The sequence below is a fragment of the Streptomyces sp. NPDC048331 genome (assembly GCF_043201215.1).
Classification (GTDB): Bacteria; Actinomycetota; Actinomycetes; order Streptomycetales; family Streptomycetaceae; genus Streptomyces.
Genome location: NZ_JBICYT010000008.1, coordinates 175965 through 190643, shown reverse-complemented (window position 1 = coordinate 190643; position 14679 = coordinate 175965). Strand labels below are relative to the sequence as shown.

14 protein-coding genes are annotated in these 14679 nt (G+C 73.2%); 11 read left to right on the top strand and 3 right to left on the bottom strand.

Going from position 1 to position 14679, the window contains the following annotated elements; all coding sequences use genetic code 11:
• Positions 1 to 6 precede the first annotated feature (6 nt).
• The 8 genes from rplT (at position 7) to ACGFYY_RS15080 (ending at position 9132) form a co-directional block, all read left to right on the top strand.
• On the top strand, positions 7 to 393 hold the full coding sequence (gene rplT, locus ACGFYY_RS15115) for a 50S ribosomal protein L20 (protein ID WP_007263143.1): 387 nt from the start codon (positions 7 to 9) through the stop codon (positions 391 to 393).
• Positions 394 to 603: 210 nt separating this feature from the next.
• Entirely contained in the window at positions 604 to 1464 is an 861-nt protein-coding gene (locus ACGFYY_RS15110) for an RNA methyltransferase (protein WP_365267974.1), read from the top strand.
• Between the two features lie 56 nt (positions 1465 to 1520).
• A complete protein-coding gene (locus tag ACGFYY_RS15105; RefSeq protein ID WP_393709511.1) occupies positions 1521 to 2759 on the top strand; it encodes an ATP-binding protein in 1239 nt (412 codons plus the stop codon).
• A gap of 153 nt (positions 2760 to 2912) precedes the next feature.
• Positions 2913 to 4040 (top strand): phenylalanine--tRNA ligase subunit alpha, encoded by a 1128-nt coding sequence (gene pheS, locus ACGFYY_RS15100; RefSeq protein WP_030012061.1) that lies wholly within the window; start codon positions 2913 to 2915, stop codon positions 4038 to 4040.
• The gene (gene pheT / locus ACGFYY_RS15095) at positions 4040 to 6568 is read left to right on the top strand and encodes a phenylalanine--tRNA ligase subunit beta (protein ID WP_393709508.1); all 2529 of its coding nucleotides are present in this window, start codon (positions 4040 to 4042) and stop codon (positions 6566 to 6568) included. The genes pheS and pheT overlap by 1 nt, the downstream gene beginning before the upstream one ends.
• Positions 6569 to 6629: 61 nt before the next feature.
• A complete protein-coding gene (locus ACGFYY_RS15090) occupies positions 6630 to 6839 on the top strand; it encodes a hypothetical protein (RefSeq protein ID WP_393709506.1) in 210 nt (69 codons plus the stop codon).
• A 362-nt stretch (positions 6840 to 7201) separates the two neighbouring features.
• A complete protein-coding gene (locus ACGFYY_RS15085) occupies positions 7202 to 8542 on the top strand; it encodes a transcriptional regulator (RefSeq protein WP_393709504.1) in 1341 nt (446 codons plus the stop codon).
• A gap of 53 nt (positions 8543 to 8595) precedes the next feature.
• Positions 8596 to 9132, top strand: coding sequence for an NUDIX hydrolase (locus tag ACGFYY_RS15080; RefSeq protein ID WP_393709502.1), 537 nt, complete (start codon positions 8596 to 8598; stop codon positions 9130 to 9132).
• A 16-nt stretch (positions 9133 to 9148) separates the two neighbouring features.
• Here ACGFYY_RS15080 and ACGFYY_RS15075 read toward each other — a convergent pair whose 3' ends face one another.
• A complete protein-coding gene (locus ACGFYY_RS15075; RefSeq protein ID WP_365267987.1) occupies positions 9149 to 10042 on the bottom strand; it encodes a 3-hydroxybutyryl-CoA dehydrogenase in 894 nt (297 codons plus the stop codon).
• 139 nt (positions 10043 to 10181) lie between these two features.
• Here ACGFYY_RS15075 and ACGFYY_RS15070 point away from each other — a divergent pair, with 139 nt between their 5' ends.
• Entirely contained in the window at positions 10182 to 11429 is a 1248-nt protein-coding gene (locus tag ACGFYY_RS15070) for a glycoside hydrolase family 10 protein (protein WP_393709500.1), read from the top strand.
• 1 nt (position 11430) lies between these two features.
• Here ACGFYY_RS15070 and ACGFYY_RS15065 read toward each other — a convergent pair whose 3' ends face one another.
• Together ACGFYY_RS15065 and ACGFYY_RS15060 are read right to left on the bottom strand one after the other, a co-directional pair.
• Positions 11431 to 11628, bottom strand: a complete 198-nt coding sequence (locus tag ACGFYY_RS15065) for a DUF1918 domain-containing protein (protein WP_030010502.1) — start codon at positions 11626 to 11628, stop codon at positions 11431 to 11433.
• Between the two features lie 57 nt (positions 11629 to 11685).
• The gene (locus ACGFYY_RS15060) at positions 11686 to 12603 is read right to left on the bottom strand and encodes a DMT family transporter (protein ID WP_393709497.1); all 918 of its coding nucleotides are present in this window, start codon (positions 12601 to 12603) and stop codon (positions 11686 to 11688) included.
• Between ACGFYY_RS15060 and ACGFYY_RS15055 the strand changes: the two genes are divergently transcribed.
• On the top strand, positions 12602 to 14047 hold the full coding sequence (locus tag ACGFYY_RS15055) for a PLP-dependent aminotransferase family protein (protein ID WP_393709495.1): 1446 nt from the start codon (positions 12602 to 12604) through the stop codon (positions 14045 to 14047). The genes ACGFYY_RS15060 and ACGFYY_RS15055 overlap by 2 nt on opposite strands.
• Positions 14048 to 14078: 31 nt before the next feature.
• Positions 14079 to 14663, top strand: coding sequence for a histidine phosphatase family protein (locus tag ACGFYY_RS15050; protein WP_393709493.1), 585 nt, complete (start codon positions 14079 to 14081; stop codon positions 14661 to 14663).
• Positions 14664 to 14679 lie beyond the last annotated feature (16 nt).

The following is a 14679-nucleotide window of genomic DNA, read 5'->3' as shown; positions in this document are numbered from 1 at the left end:
TAAAAAGTGGCACGCGTCAAGCGGGCAGTAAACGCCCACAAGAAGCGCCGGGCGATCCTCGAGGCGGCCTCCGGCTACCGCGGTCAGCGTTCGCGCCTGTACCGCAAGGCCAAGGAGCAGGTCACCCACTCGCTGGTCTACAACTTCAACGACCGCAAGAAGCGCAAGGGCGACTTCCGTCAGCTGTGGATCCAGCGCATCAACGCCGCTGCCCGCCAGAACGGCATGACGTACAACCGCCTCATCCAGGGTCTGAAGGCCGCCAACATCGAGGTGGACCGCAAGATCCTCGCGGAGCTGGCCGTCAACGACGCCAACGCGTTCGCCGCGCTCGTCGAGGTCGCGCAGAAGGCGCTTCCGGCCGACGTCAACGCCCCCAAGGCCGCTGCCTAAGGGCTAGCCGGCCCGGATCGCACAGGGCCGGCCCCCACGGACCCGCAGGCATACGCCTGCGGGTCCGTGTGCTTTCCGCGCCGCGCCCCCGCCCCCGCGCCCCCCGGCCTGCCGCCCGCCCCGCTGCCCCCGCAGCCCGCCCCGCGCCGCCGCCCTCCCGCCCCGCCCGGAACCCCGAGCCCGGAACCCCGAGAGAGAACCGCAGACACCATGGGTCACCCCGACGAGCTGATCTCCCCCCGATCCACGCGGGTGGCCGCCGCCAGGCGTCTGGCGCGGCGCAACTTCCGCACCAAGGAGCGCCGCTTCATCGCCGAGGGCCCGCAGGCCGTCCGCGAGGCCGTCGAGCACCGCGGTCCCACGGGCGAGTCGACCCTGATCGAGCTGTTCGCCACCGTCGAGGCCGCCGAGCGCTACTCCGGGATCATCGAGGCCGCCCTGGACGCGGGCGCCCGGGTGCACTACGCCTCCGACGAGGTGCTCGCCGAGGTCTCCCAGACCGTCACGCCGCAGGGCCTGGTCGGTGTCTGCCACTTCCTGGACTCCCCGTTCGAGGAGATCCTGAAGGCCCGGCCCAAGCTCGTCGCCGTCCTCGCGCACGTCCGTGACCCCGGCAACGCCGGTACGGTGCTGCGTTGCGCGGACGCCGCCGGCGCCGACGCGGTCGTGCTGACCGACGCCTCCGTGGACCTCTACAACCCCAAGTCGGTACGGGCCTCCGTGGGCTCCCTCTTCCACCTCCCGGTCGCCGTCGGCGTTCCGGTCGAGCAGGCCGTCGAGGGGCTCCGAGCGGCGGGCGTGCGGATCCTGGCGGCCGACGGCGCGGGCGAGGACGACCTCGACGCCGAGCTGGACGCGGGCACCATGGGCGGGCCCTCCGCCTGGGTCTTCGGCAACGAGGCCTGGGGTCTGCCGGAGGAGACCAGGGCCCTGGCGGACGCCGTCGTACGGGTCCCGATCCACGGAAAGGCGGAGAGCCTGAACCTGGCGACGGCCGCCGCCGTGTGCCTCTACGCGTCCGCGCGTGCACAGCGGGCGCCCGGAGGGTGCCGCTCTGTGACCCCCAGCTAGTAGTGTGGCGGCCCGGGGGGCCCACTGCGCTACTCGGAGATGTGGGGTACGGGGACATGACCGTCGGTACGAACAGCTCGCCGGGGGCCGGCACGACGGCCGGTCCGCCGGTGCCCGTCGGCCCCTGCGCCCGTACGGGCGGGCCCGTCGATCCCGTGCCCCCCGTACCCGCCTCCGAAGCGCTGCGCGGCGTACCGCCGCAGGGCACGGCCCGCGGGGCCGTCCTCGGCGGCGGTGCCCCCGGGGAGGCGCTCGGCTTCGGGATCGACCCCGACTGCCTGCCCGACGGGCTCGTCGTCGCCGATGCCTCCGGGCGCGTGATCTGCTTCAACCGGGCCGCCGCCCGGATGACGGCGATCGACCCCGCCCAGGCGCTCGGCGCGCCCATCGAACGGGCCCTTCCGCTGGAGGACCTCGAAGGCCGCCGCTGGTGGGCGGTGACCGACCCGTACGGGGGCCTCGCGACCCGTCGCGGACAGCCCGAGCGGAACCTGCTGCTCCCCGGCGGCCGCGAGGTGCTGGTCTCCGCCAGCTACGTCCGTACACAGCCCACCGGCCCGCTGCGCCGCCTCGTGGTCACCCTGCGCGGTACCGAGGCCCGCCGGCGCACCGAGCGCAGCCACGCCGAGCTGATCGCCACCGTCGCGCACGAGCTGCGTTCCCCGCTGACCTCGGTCAAGGGCTTCACCGCCACCCTGCTCGCCAAGTGGGAGCGGTTCACCGACGACCAGAAGCGGCTGATGCTGGAGACCGTCGACGCCGACGCCAACCGCGTCACCCGGCTCATCGCCGAGCTGCTCGACATCTCCCGCATCGACTCCGGCCGCCTGGAGGTGCGCCGCCAGCCCGTCGACATCGCCACCGCCGTCGGCCGGCACGTGCAGGCGCTCACCGCGAACGGGCAGGCCCCCGAGCGGTTCCTCGTGAGCGTCAGTCGTCCGCTCCCCGACCTGTGGGCCGATCCGGACAAGATCGACCAGATCCTCGGCAACCTCCTGGAAAATGCGGTGCGCCACGGCGAAGGAACGGTCACCATCGGGGTGTCGCCGCATGAGAAGGGAACCGCCGTCACCGTGTCCGACGAAGGCCCCGGGATCCCCGAGGAGTCGATGGGCCGCGTCTTCACCCGCTTCTGGCGGGGGAGCAAGCGCGGCGGCACCGGCCTGGGCCTGTACATCGTCAAGGGCATCGTGGAGGCCCACGGCGGGACCATCACGGTCGGCCGCGGCCCGGGCGGCGGCGCCGAGTTCCGATTTATCCTGCCCGTGAGCGCGCCCGCGTACCTCACGCAGTAGTCCTGCGGAGCGTCTCGGCAGGCGGCCCACGGGCTCCTTCACCCCCAGCGACCTTTAGACTCGTCCTTTGGCACCTTTGTGTCCTTGTGCCGAGCGCGTCCTGCGCGTCGCGCGGGGGACCCAACCAGCCAGCCATCGGAAGTACGGGAAGAGATGTCGGCACCGAACAAGTCGTACGACCCTGTCGAGGTCGAGGCACTGAAACCGGAAGAGATCGAGCGCATGCGGGACGAGGCGCTCGCCGCCTTCGCGTCCGCCGGCGACCTCGACGCGCTGCGTGAGGCGAAGACCGCGCACATGGGCGACCGCTCGCCCCTGGCGCTCGCCAACCGCGAGATCGGCGCGCTGCCCCCCCAGGCCAAGGCCGAGGCGGGCAAGCGCGTGGGACAGGCCCGCGGCGCCGTGAACAAGGCCTTCGGGGCCCGCACGGTCGCGCTCGAGGCGGAGCGCGACGAGCGGGTGCTGGTCGAGGAGGCCGTGGACGTCACGCTGCCCTACGACCGCGTCCCCGCCGGCGCCCGGCACCCCCTGACCACGCTGATGGACCGGATCGCGGACATCTTCGTGGCCATGGGCTACGAGGTCGCCGAGGGACCGGAGGTGGAGGCCGAGTGGTTCAACTTCGACGCCCTCAACTTCACGCCCGACCACCCGGCGCGCCAGATGCAGGACACCTTCTTCGTCCAGGGGCCCGAGGGCACCCAGGGCGACGAGTCCGGTGTCGTGCTGCGCACCCACACCTCCCCGGTGCAGGCGCGTTCGCTGCTGGAGCGCAAGCCCCCCGTCTACATCGTCTGCCCCGGCCGGGTGTACCGCACCGACGAGCTCGACGCGACGCACACCCCGGTCTTCCACCAGGTCGAGCTGCTCGCCGTGGACGAGGGCCTGACCATGGCCGACCTCAAGGGCACCATGGACCACATGGTCCAGGAGCTCTTCGGCGAGGGCACCACCACGCGGCTGCGCCCGCACTTCTTCCCCTTCACCGAGCCGTCCGCCGAGATGGACATGCAGTGCTACGTGTGTCGCGGCGAGTCGGTGGGCAACCCCGACCGCCCGTGCCGTACCTGCTCCAGCGAGGGCTGGATCGAGCTCGGCGGCTGCGGCATGGTCAACCCCAAGGTGCTCGTCGCCTGCGGTGTGGACCCCGAGAAGTACAGCGGGTTCGCCTTCGGGTTCGGCATCGAACGGATGCTGATGTTCCGCCACAACGTCGAAGACATGCGAGACATGGTCGAGGGTGACGTTCGCTTCACCCGGCCGTTCGGGAGTGAGATCTGATGCGCGTCCCGCTTTCCTGGCTGCGGGAGTACGTCGATCTCCCCGCGGGTGAAACCGGCCGTGACGTGGCGGCCAAGCTGGTCGACGCCGGCCTCGAGGTCGAGACCGTCGAGCAGCTCGGCGGCGGCCTCAAGGGCCCGCTCGTCGTCGGTCAGGTGCTGACCATCGAGGAGCTGGAGGGCTTCCGCAAGCCGATCCGCTTCTGCACGGTCGACGTCGGTCGGGCCAACGGCACCGGTGAGCCGCAGGAGATCGTCTGCGGCGCCCGGAACTTCGCCGTCGGCGACAAGGTCGTCGTGGTGCTGCCCGGCGCGGTCCTGCCCGGCGATTTCGCGATCGCCGCGCGCAAGACCTACGGCCGCACCTCGCACGGCATGATCTGCTCCGGCGACGAGCTGGGCATGGGCGACGACGGCACGCACGGCATCATCGTGCTGCCGCCCGAGCACGAGGTCGGCACCGACGCGATCGAGCTGCTCCAGCTCGTCGACGAGGTCCTCGACATCGACATCACCCCGGACCGCGGCTACTGCATGTCCATGCGCGGTGTCGCCCGTGAGGCGGCCACCGCCTACGGCCTGCCGCTGCGCGACCCGGCGCTGCTCGACGTGCCCGGCCCGAACTCGTACGGCTACCCGGTCAAGGTCGACGACCCGACCGGCTGCGACCGCTTCACCGCCCGCACGGTGACCGGCCTCGACCCCGACGCGCGCTCCCCGATCTGGCTGACCCGCCGCCTGCAGAAGGCGGGCATGCGTCCGATCTCGCTCGCCGTGGACATCACCAACTACGTGATGCTCGAGCTCGGCCAGCCGCTGCACGCCTACGACCGCGCCGCCATCGACGGCACCATCGGTGTCCGCCGTGCCGAGCAGGGCGAGAAGTTCACCACCCTCGACGGCGTCAAGCGCACGCTGGACGCCGAGGACCTGGTGATCACCGACAACAGCGGGCCGATCGGCCTCGCCGGTGTCATGGGCGGCGCCAACACCGAGATCGCCGACTCCGTCACCGACCCCGAGACCGGCCAGGTCACGGGGACCACGGACGTCGTCATCGAGGCCGCGCACTTCGACTCCGTGTCGATCTCGCGCACCGCCCGTCGCCTCAAGCTGTCCTCCGAGGCCTCCAAGCGCTTCGAGCGGGGCGTCGACCCGCAGGCCGCCGCCGCGGCCGCGCAGCGGACCGTCGACCTGCTCGTGCTCCTCGCGGGCGGCACCGCCGAGGCGGGCGTCACCGAGGTCCTCGCCCCGGGCGCGCCGCGCACCATCGCCATGCCCGCGGACCACCCGGACCGGGTGGCGGGCATGGAGTACGGCCGCGAGACCGTCGTACGCCGCCTCCAGGAGATCGGCTGCGACGTCTACGGCCAGGACGAGCTCGTCGTCACCGTCCCCTCGTGGCGGCCCGACCTCGCCGCGCCCAACGACCTCGCCGAAGAGGTCATCCGGCTGGAGGGCTACGGGAACCTCCCGTCGACCCTCCCGCAGGTGCCCTCCGGCCGCGGTCTGACCGCCCGGCAGCAGCTGCACCGCCGGGTCGGCCGCGCGCTGGCCGGCTCGGGCTACGTCGAGGCTCTCAGTTACCCGTTCATCGGTGAGGGCGTCTTCGACCAGCTCCAGCTCCCGGCGCACGACGTCGCCCGTCAGGTCGTCAAGCTGGTCAACCCGATCTCCGACGAGGAGCCGGCGCTGCGCACCACGCTCCTGCCGGGTCTGCTCGGCGCGCTGCGCCGCAACGACAGCCGGGGCAGCCACGACCTCGCGCTCTTCGAGACCGGTTCGGTCTTCCGGGCCGCCGCCCGGCCGGGTGTCGCCGTACGGCTGCCCGTCGACCGGCGTCCCACGGACGAGGAGATCGCCACCCTGAACGCGGCCCTGCCCGCGCAGCCGCGGTACGCCGCGGTCGTGCTGGCCGGTGCGCGCGAGCAGGCCGGCTGGTGGGGCAAGGGCCGTCCGGCCGACTGGGCGGACGCGGTCCAGGCCGCCCGTGTGCTGGCCGTCGAGGCCGGCGCCGAGCTGGTGGTCCGCCAGGGCCAGTACGGCCCCTGGCACCCCGGCCGGTGTGCCGAGCTGGTCGTCACCCTCGGCGGGGTCGAGCAGGTCATCGGCCACGCCGGTGAGCTGCACCCGCGTGTGGTCAAGGCGATGGGCCTGCCGGCCCGCACCAGCGCGATGGAGATCGACCTGGACCGCCTCGCGGCGGCCGGTGGCGAGGCCCTCCAGGCGCCGCGGATCTCCTCCTTCCCGGTGGCGACCCAGGACGTGGCGCTGATCGTCGACGCCTCGGTCCCGGCGTCCTCGGTGGAGGCCGCGCTGCGCAAGGGCGCGGGCGAACTCCTCGAATCGCTGCGGCTGTTCGACGTGTTCACCGGTGAGCAGGTCGGCGAGGGCAAGAAGTCCCTGGCCTACGCGCTGCGCTTCCGCGCGGCCGACCGGACGCTGACCGCCGAGGAGTCCACGGCCGCGCGTGACGCGGCGGTGGCCCTGGCGGGCGAGCGGACCGGGGCGGTGCTCCGGGGCGCGTAGCCGCTTCGTACGCGCGTGAGGGGCAGGTCCGGACCACCGGACCTGCCCCTCACTCGTTCGGGTGAGAACCGCGGTGGCCGCGTCGGGGGCGCCGGCCGGTCGGCACAATCGGTCCGGCCGGTCCTCCGGACCGGCGGGCGTCCTCGCGCAGGAGGCGGCGGCCACGCCCACGCGGCTGGTGGCGGGCGTGCACGCCGCCCTGCTCCGGCAGACCGGCGGGCGGCTCGCCGACGACGTCGCCCTGCCGGCGCTCCGCGACGGCCGGTCCTGACCAGGGGCCCTGCCAAGGTCCCGGACGCGCGCGCCGGGCCCGGTGGATGAGCCCGGCGCGCGCTCTCGGCCCGGCCCCTGCCGGGGCGCGGCGACCAACCGGGCGCCGGCGGGGCCGGAACGCGCCGCCCGCCTGCCATGGAGTGTCGGGCAGACAGCAGAACGGGCGGCGCGGTGACGGGTCGTCGCACTGTACGAGGGGGAGCCGACGACCCGAGCTACCTCTTGGCGAGGCTCTTCAGTGAAGCGCCTCCACGGGTCCGCGCGGCAGAGTGCGCATCGCATTTATGCGCGTACGCGGTTCACACCCCGTGTGAACCGCGCACCCACTAGCCTGAGACCGACGAGCCCTTGGAGCGGCCCATGCAGCCCAATGTCCTGCTCGACGCCCTCCTCGCCGAGGCGGGCATGTCCCACGCCGGACTCGCCGCGTACGTGAACCAGGCAGGCCGCACCCGCGGTCTCGCCCTGCGCTACGAACACACCGCCGTGACCCGGTGGTTGAAGGGACAGCGACCCCGTGGTCAGGTTCCCGACCTGATCTGCGAGGTGCTCGGCGGGAGGCTGCGGCGTCCCCTGGGGCTGGACGACATCGGGCTCGGCGCGGCGGACCAGCCCGTCCCGCTGCACGCCTCGCCGCTCAGCGGGTTCGTGGACCGGGCCGCCGCCCTGTGGCGTTCCGACGTCCAGGCCCGCCCCCAACTGCTCGCCGCCGAGGCGGTCACCGGGACGCCCGCCGTCATCCCGGTGTGGGAATGGGAGAATCCGCCCGAGGACTCCGACGTCTCCCGTGAGGGCCCCCATCCGGTCGGTCCCGAGCACATCGAGATCCTGAAGGCCGCCCGCGCCCATTACGAGCTGATGTACCGCCGGGCCGGGGGCCTGGCCACACGGGACCGGATCGTCCGCTTCCTGGGCAGCGAGACCGCGCCCCTGCTGCGCGGGAGCTACTCCGACGACCTGGGCCGCCGGCTGCACCGCGCCACGGGGTCCCTGGTGGCGGTGGCGGGGATCTGCGCGTACGACTCGGACGCCCACGGCCTCGCCCAGCGCTACTTCCACCAGGCCCTGCGCCTGGCCAAGGCGAGCGGGGACCGGGGCCTCGGGGCGTACGTCATCGCGCTGATCGTCAACCAGTCGCTGCACCTGCGGGAGTACCGTCAGGCCGTCGCCTTCGCCGAGGCCGCGCTGCGCGCGGCCGGCCGGCACACCACCCCGGCGCTGGCCGCCGACCTCTACGCGATGCAGGCCAAGGCCTACGCCCAACTCGGCGACACCGGGGCCGCCATGGCCTGCATCCGCAAGGCGGAGGCGGCCGCCGAGCGGATCAGCCCGGGCAGCGAACCGGACGAGACCGGCTACGTACAACCGGGACTCGTCAACGTCCAGGTCGCCGAAGCGCTGCTCAGTCTGGGCGATCTGGAAGCCGCGCGGGTCCAGGCGACCGCGGCCGTCGGCACGCCGGCGCACGACCGGGGCCGGGTGCACCGGCTGGCGATGCTGTGCGAGATCCAGCTGCGGCAGGGGGAGGCGGACCGGGCCGCGGCGTCCGCGGCCGAGATGGCCGAGCGGGCCAAGGGAATGGAGTCGCTGCGTCTGCGCGACCGGTTGCGGGCGGTCCGCGAACAGCTTCTGACCAGCGGTTGCACGGGTGCGGAGGAGACCGCGCGGCTCATCGACGGGGCGTTGCGCGTTCCGCTGTGACGGGCCGAACTGCTGCCATGTTGCCACCTACTCGAACGGAAGGTGGCACAACCGTGCAGTGGACGAATCTGAGTGAGCAGACCGTGTACAAGAACCGTTGGTTCGACGTGAACCTCGCCGATGTGGAACTTCCCGACGGCCGGCATCTGGACCACTTCGTGATCCGGCTGCGGCCGGTTGCCGTCGCGACGGCCGTCAACGAGGCCGACGAGGTGCTGCTGCTCTGGCGGCACCGCTTCATCACCGACAGCTGGGGCTGGGAACTGCCCGCCGGAGTGGTCGAGGACGGCGAGGACATCGCGGACGCGGCGGCCCGCGAGATGGAGGAGGAGTCGGGCTGGCGACCCGGCCCGCTCCACCACCTCATGACCGTCGAGCCGTCCAACGGACTGACCGATGCCCGTCACCACCTCTTCTGGGCGGACGGGGCCACCCACATAGGGCATCCCCAGGACGACTTCGAGTCCTCGCGGCGGGAGTGGGTCCCGCTGGGTCGCGTGCCGGCCATGATCGCCCGAGGAGAGATCCCGGCCGCCAACATGGCGGCCGGGCTGCTCCTGCTGCACCACCTGCGCCTCGGCCGACCGTAAGGGCCGACCGTACGGATCAGCCGTACGGGTAGAAGCCCGCGCCCGTCTTGCGGCCCAGCCGGCCGGCGTCGACCATGCGCTGGAGCAGCGGGGGAGCGGCGTACAGCGGCTCCTTGTACTCGGCGTACATCGAGTCGGCGATCGACGCGATGGTGTCCAGGCCGATCAGGTCGGACAGCTTGAGCGGGCCCATCGGGTGGGCGCAGCCCAGCTCCATGCCGTTGTCGATGTCCTCACGGCTGGCGATGCCCGACTCGAACATCCTGATCGCGGAGAGCAGGTACGGGACGAGGAGCGCGTTGACGACGAACCCGGACCGGTCCTGGGCGCGGACCGCGTGCTTGCCCAGCACGTCCCGCACCAGGGCCTCGGCCCGCTTGACCGTGTCCTCGCCCGTGGTCAGCGCCGGGATCAGCTCGACGAGCTTCTGCACCGGGGCCGGGTTGAAGAAGTGGATGCCGATGACCTGGTCCGGCCGCGAGGTCGCGACGGCCAGCTTGACCAGCGGGATCGAGGAGGTGTTGGAGGCCAGGATCGCGTCCGGGCGGGTGATCACCTGGTCGAGGACCTGGAAGATCTCCGTCTTGATCTGCTCGTTCTCGACGACCGCCTCGATCACGAGGTCACGGTCGGCGAACTCGCCGAGGTCGGTGGTGAAGGTGAGGCGGGCCAGGGTGGCGTCCCGCTCCTCTTCGGTGATCTTGCCGCGTTCGGCGGCCTTGGTCAGGGAGTTGTGCAGCCGGGTACGGCCGATCTCCAGGGCTTCGCCGGTGGTCTCGGCGACCTTGACCTCAAGGCCACTACGGGCGCACACCTCGGCGATACCCGCGCCCATCTGGCCACAGCCCACTACGCCGACCCGTGTGATGTCGGAAGGGAGGTCAGTCACTTCGTGCCTTTCGCAGCTCATCCGTCGGCGGGTCCCCCGTACGATTCCGGCGCCCGCCACGCCCCCCGACGTTACTCCCGACCTTGCGCCGGGCGGCGGGCCGGGGCGGGCATGCTGGGCGGACACCGCGCAATGTCACTCAGTGAAACGGAGCTGTCACATGACGTACATCGGTCGACGGGCCCTGCTGGCCGGAGCCGTGGGGGTGATCGCGGCCGCCACGGCCGGGTCCGCGGCCGCTGCGCCACGGACCTCCGCCGAGCTCCCCGGAGGGCGGGCCGGCGCCACCGACTTCCGCGGGATGTGGATCGCCTCCGTGTCGAACGTGGACTGGCCCTCCGAGAGCGGGCTCTCCGCGGCGCGCCAGCGCGCGGAGCTGCTCGACCTCCTCGACACCGCGGTCGAGCGGCGCCTGGGCGCGGTGGTCCTCCAGGTCCGGCCGGCGGCGGACGCGCTCTGGCCCTCGAAGCTGGAGCCGTGGTCGCAGTGGCTGACCGGGGAGCAGGGCGTGGATCCCGGCTGGGACCCACTGGGAACCGCCGTCAAGGAGGCGCACGCCCGCGGGCTGGAGCTGCACGCCTGGTTCAACCCGTTCCGCGTGGCCAACCACACCGACCTCGACCGGCTGACGTCCACGCACCCGGCGCGGCGCAACCCCGACTGGACGGTGGAGTACGGCGGCAAGCTCTACTACAACCCCGGTGTGCCCGAGGTGCGGCGCTTCGTCCAGGACGCCATGTTCGACGCCGTTTCCCGCTACCCGCTGGACGCCGTGCACTGGGACGACTACTTCTACCCCTATCCGGTGGCGGGGGAGTACTTCGACGACGACGAGGCCTTCGAGGAGTACGGGGCGGGCTTCGCCTCGCGCGCCGCCTGGCGCCGCGCCAACATCGACACGCTGGTCCGCGAGATGTCCGTGCGGCTGCGGGCGCTGGCGCCGGCTCCACGCTTCGGGATCAGCCCGTTCGCCGTCTGGCGCAACTCCGACCGGGACCCGACCGGTTCGCCGACCCGCGCGGGCCTCGGGACGTACGACGACCTGTACGCCGACACCCGCAAGTGGGTCAGGGAGGGCTGGATCGACTACATCGTGCCGCAGGCCTACTGGCACATCGGGCACCCGACCGCCGACTACGCCGACATCGTGCCCTGGTGGGCGCGGACCGTCGCCGGTACGAAGGTGGACCTGTACGTGGGGGAGGCGCTGTACCGCTGCGACGAGGACAGCCCCACCGAGGCCTGGCGCGACCCCGGGGAGCTGTCGAAGCACCTGACCTTCGCCGCCGGGTACCCGGAGGTCCACGGCCACGTCTACTTCTCGGCGAAGCAGGTGGCCGCGGACCCCAACGGGGCGATGGCCCGGGTGGTGGCCGACCACTACCGGTCGGCGGCGTCCCGGCGCTGATTCAGTGAGTGGGCTCTGAGGGGTGGCGGACCGTGCAGTCAGGTCCGGGAGCCATCAGTGCCTCGTGTCCGTCCTGGAAGCGGACCCGGTACGGGGGGGTTCCGTTCTCGCCCAGGACCTGGGTGATCTCGCCCACCTTGTCATGCTGTCCGACGATCCTGCCGTGCTGCACCAACTGGTCGCCCTCGGTCGCGCGCATAACTGACCTCCTCGGTGGCGGTCCGATCCGGTGCTTGCAGTTTAGGTCGTCATGGGCCTATTTGACCCGTTGGGTCACCGCGATGCAGACGAGGACGCCGCAGGCGGCGGCCGGTGCGGCGGGGGAGAGGTGCTCGCCCAGCAGGGCCACGGACCAGACCAGCGTGAGCAGCGGTTGGGCGAGCTGGAGCTGGCTGGCCCGCGGTGCGCCGATCTCGGCCATCCCCCGGTACCAGGCGTACAGGCCGAGGAAGGTGGAGCCGGCCGCCGCCCAGATCAGTCCGGCGAGCCCGTGGCCGGTGAGGTGCACGGGCTCGTACGCGAGCCCGGCCACCGAGCCGGCCAGGCTGAGCGGCAGGCACAGGACCAGCGCCCAGCCGATCACCTGCCAGCCGGGCAGCATCCGGGCGAGGCGGCCGCCCTCGGTGTACCCGGCGGCGCACACCAGCAGGGCGCCGAACAGGTAGGCGTCGCCCGCCGAGAGGCCGCCGCCCTGCGCGAGCGTGCCGTCGGACACGACGAACGCGATCACGACCGCGGCCCCGGCGAGGGCGGCGGCCCAGAAGGCGCGCGAGGGGCGGGCTCCGGTGCGCACCGCGGACAGCGCCGCGGTGGTGAGCGGCAGGAGGCCGACCACCACGGCGGCGTGCGAGGTCGTGGAGGTGGTCAGCGCGAGGGTGGTGAGCATCGGGAAGCCCACCACCACCCCGGCCGCCACGACGGCGAGGCCCGCCCAGTGCGCACGGGCCGGCAGCGGGACCCGGCGGGCCGACAGGAAGGCACCGGCGATGGCGGCGGCGAGGACGCTGCGCAGCGCGACCAGCGACCACGGGCCGAAGCTCTCCAGTCCCCAGGCGGTGGCGGGAAAGGTCAGCGAGAACGCGATGACGCCGAGCAGGGCGAGCGCGGTACCCCGGCGTACCGGGTTCTTGACCGCTATCGTGGTCGGGAGAGTAGCGCTATTCTGTGCTGTCATGTACGAGCGTAGCAGTGTGGCGGAACTGGCCGAATCTCTGCGGGCTGAGGTCGACCGCTACTCGGTCGGTGGAAAACTGCCGTCGAGTCGGGCCCTGGTCGAGCGCTACCGGGTCAGCCCCGTCACCGTCTCCCGGGCCCTCGCGCAGCTCGCCGCCGAGGGCCTCGTCGTCACCCGGCCCGGCGCGGGGGTCTTCCGCGCCGCACCGCGTACGGCGGCCACCGCGCCCGGGGACACCTCCTGGCAGGAGGTGGCGCTCAGTGCCGAGGGGGCCGGGGAGATCGTCCCGCGCTCCGTCGACGCCACCGGGGTGCTGGGCTCGTTGGCCGCGCCGCCCTCCGGGGTGATCGAGCTCAACGGCGGCTACCTGCACCGCTCCCTCCAGCCCGAGCGCGCGATGGCGGCCGCGCTGGCCCGGGCCGGACGGCGGCCCGGAGCCTGGGGGCGGCCACCCCTGGAGGGGCTGCCCGAGCTGCGCGACTGGTTCGCCCGGGAGATCGGCGGCGCGGTCGTCGCCGCCGACGTACTGGTCACCGCGGGCGGGCAGAGCGCGCTGGCCACCGCGCTGCGGGCGCTCGCCCCGCCCGGCGCGCCGATCCTGGTGGAGTCCCCGACCTACCCCGGGCTGCTGGCCATCGCCAGGGCCTCCGGCTGCCGGCCCGTGCCCGTCCCGGTGGACGCCGAGGGGGTCCGGCCGGAACTGCTGGCCGCCGCCTTCGAAGCGACCGGCGCGCGGGTGTTCGTATGCCAGCCGCTGTTCCAGAACCCGACCGGAGCGGTACTTGCCCCGGGGCGGCGGGCCGAGGTGCTGCGGATCGCGCGGGCCGCCGGGGCCTTCGTGGTCGAGGACGACTACGCCCGGTCCCTGGTCCACGAGGGCGCGGGTCCCCTGCCCGCGACCCTGGCCGCCGAGGACGCGGACGGGGTCGTGGTGCACGTCCGATCGCTGACCAAGGCCACCTCGCCCAGCCTGCGGGTGGGCGCCCTGGCCGCCCGGGGCCCGGTGGTCGACCGGCTGCGCGCCATCCAGATCGTGGACTCCTTCTTCGTGCCCCGGCCGCTCCAGGAGGCCGCCCTGGAACTCGTCGGCGCGCCCGCCTGGCCCCGCCACCTGCGGACGGTCGCCGCCGAGCTGCGCCACCGGCGGGACGTGCTCGCGGGGGCCCTGCGCCGGGAGCTGCCCGCGCTGGAGCTGCCGTATCTGCCCTACGGCGGATACCAGTTGTGGGTGCGGCCGCCCGGGGGCGGTGACGACACCGCGTTCGCGGCGGCGGCGCTGCGCGCCGGGGTGGCGGTGGCCCCCGGCCGCCCGTACTTCTGCGCGGAGCCGCCCGGACCGCACGTCCGGCTGAGCTTCGCCGGGGTCTCGGGCCCCGGCGAACTGGTCGAGGCGGTCCAGCGGCTGCGCACCGGCCTGGCGGACGGCCTCGGTCCGGACGCTTGACCCGGTGCGGTATGCGGATCACCATCACCGCATGCATGTTCGGGTCTCGCTCGTCGCCGCAGCCCGTAGTTCCTCGCTGCTCGCCGAGCGCTTCGACGACGACCGCCCGCTGGACGGAGCCGGGTGGCGGTCGGTGGAGTCCGCCGCGCGGGGCCTCGTACCCCTGGGCTCGGCCGAGTTGCGCTACTGCTCGCCGACCCCGCGCAGCCGGGCCACGGGCGAGGCCCTCGGATACGCGCCCCTCGCGCAGCCGGCGCTGCGCGAGTGCGACATGGGCCGCTGGCGGGGGCTGACCCTGGCCGAGGTGACCGCCCACGAGCCCGGGGCGGTGGACCTGTGGCTCAGCGATCCGCGGTCCGCCCCGCACGGCGGCGAGTCCCTGCTCGCCTTCATCTCCCGGATCGGCGGCTGGCTCGACACCCGGCCGGCCGACGACGGGGGCGCGATCGTGGCGGTGGCGGAGCCCTCGGTGGTCCGGGCGGCCCTGGTGTACGCGCTGAAGGCGCCCCCGCTGACCTACTGGAACGTGGACGTCCGGCCGCTGTCCACGATGACCCTCACGGGCTGGTCCGGCAGCTGGCACCTGTCCCTGGAGGCCCCGGAACAATCCGGTTGAGAGGGCGGTGACCCCC

Excerpts from the sequence above, each read along its gene's own strand:
- ACGFYY_RS15075 (WP_365267987.1), bottom strand. The coding sequence starts at position 10,042 with ATGAGCTGCGAAAGGCACGAAGTGACTGACCTCCCTTCCGACATCACA.
- ACGFYY_RS15050 (WP_393709493.1), top strand. The coding sequence starts at position 14,079 with ATGCATGTTCGGGTCTCGCTCGTCGCCGCAGCCCGTAGTTCCTCGCTG.
- ACGFYY_RS15070 (WP_393709500.1), top strand. The coding sequence starts at position 10,182 with ATGACGTACATCGGTCGACGGGCCCTGCTGGCCGGAGCCGTGGGGGTG.
- ACGFYY_RS15110 (WP_365267974.1), top strand. The coding sequence starts at position 604 with ATGGGTCACCCCGACGAGCTGATCTCCCCCCGATCCACGCGGGTGGCC.
- ACGFYY_RS15060 (WP_393709497.1), bottom strand. The coding sequence starts at position 12,603 with ATGACAGCACAGAATAGCGCTACTCTCCCGACCACGATAGCGGTCAAG.
- ACGFYY_RS15065 (WP_030010502.1), bottom strand. The coding sequence starts at position 11,628 with ATGCGCGCGACCGAGGGCGACCAGTTGGTGCAGCACGGCAGGATCGTC.
- ACGFYY_RS15055 (WP_393709495.1), top strand. The coding sequence starts at position 12,602 with ATGTACGAGCGTAGCAGTGTGGCGGAACTGGCCGAATCTCTGCGGGCT.
- pheT (WP_393709508.1), top strand. The coding sequence starts at position 4,040 with ATGCGCGTCCCGCTTTCCTGGCTGCGGGAGTACGTCGATCTCCCCGCG.
- pheS (WP_030012061.1), top strand. The coding sequence starts at position 2,913 with ATGTCGGCACCGAACAAGTCGTACGACCCTGTCGAGGTCGAGGCACTG.
- ACGFYY_RS15105 (WP_393709511.1), top strand. The coding sequence starts at position 1,521 with ATGACCGTCGGTACGAACAGCTCGCCGGGGGCCGGCACGACGGCCGGT.
- ACGFYY_RS15085 (WP_393709504.1), top strand. The coding sequence starts at position 7,202 with ATGCAGCCCAATGTCCTGCTCGACGCCCTCCTCGCCGAGGCGGGCATG.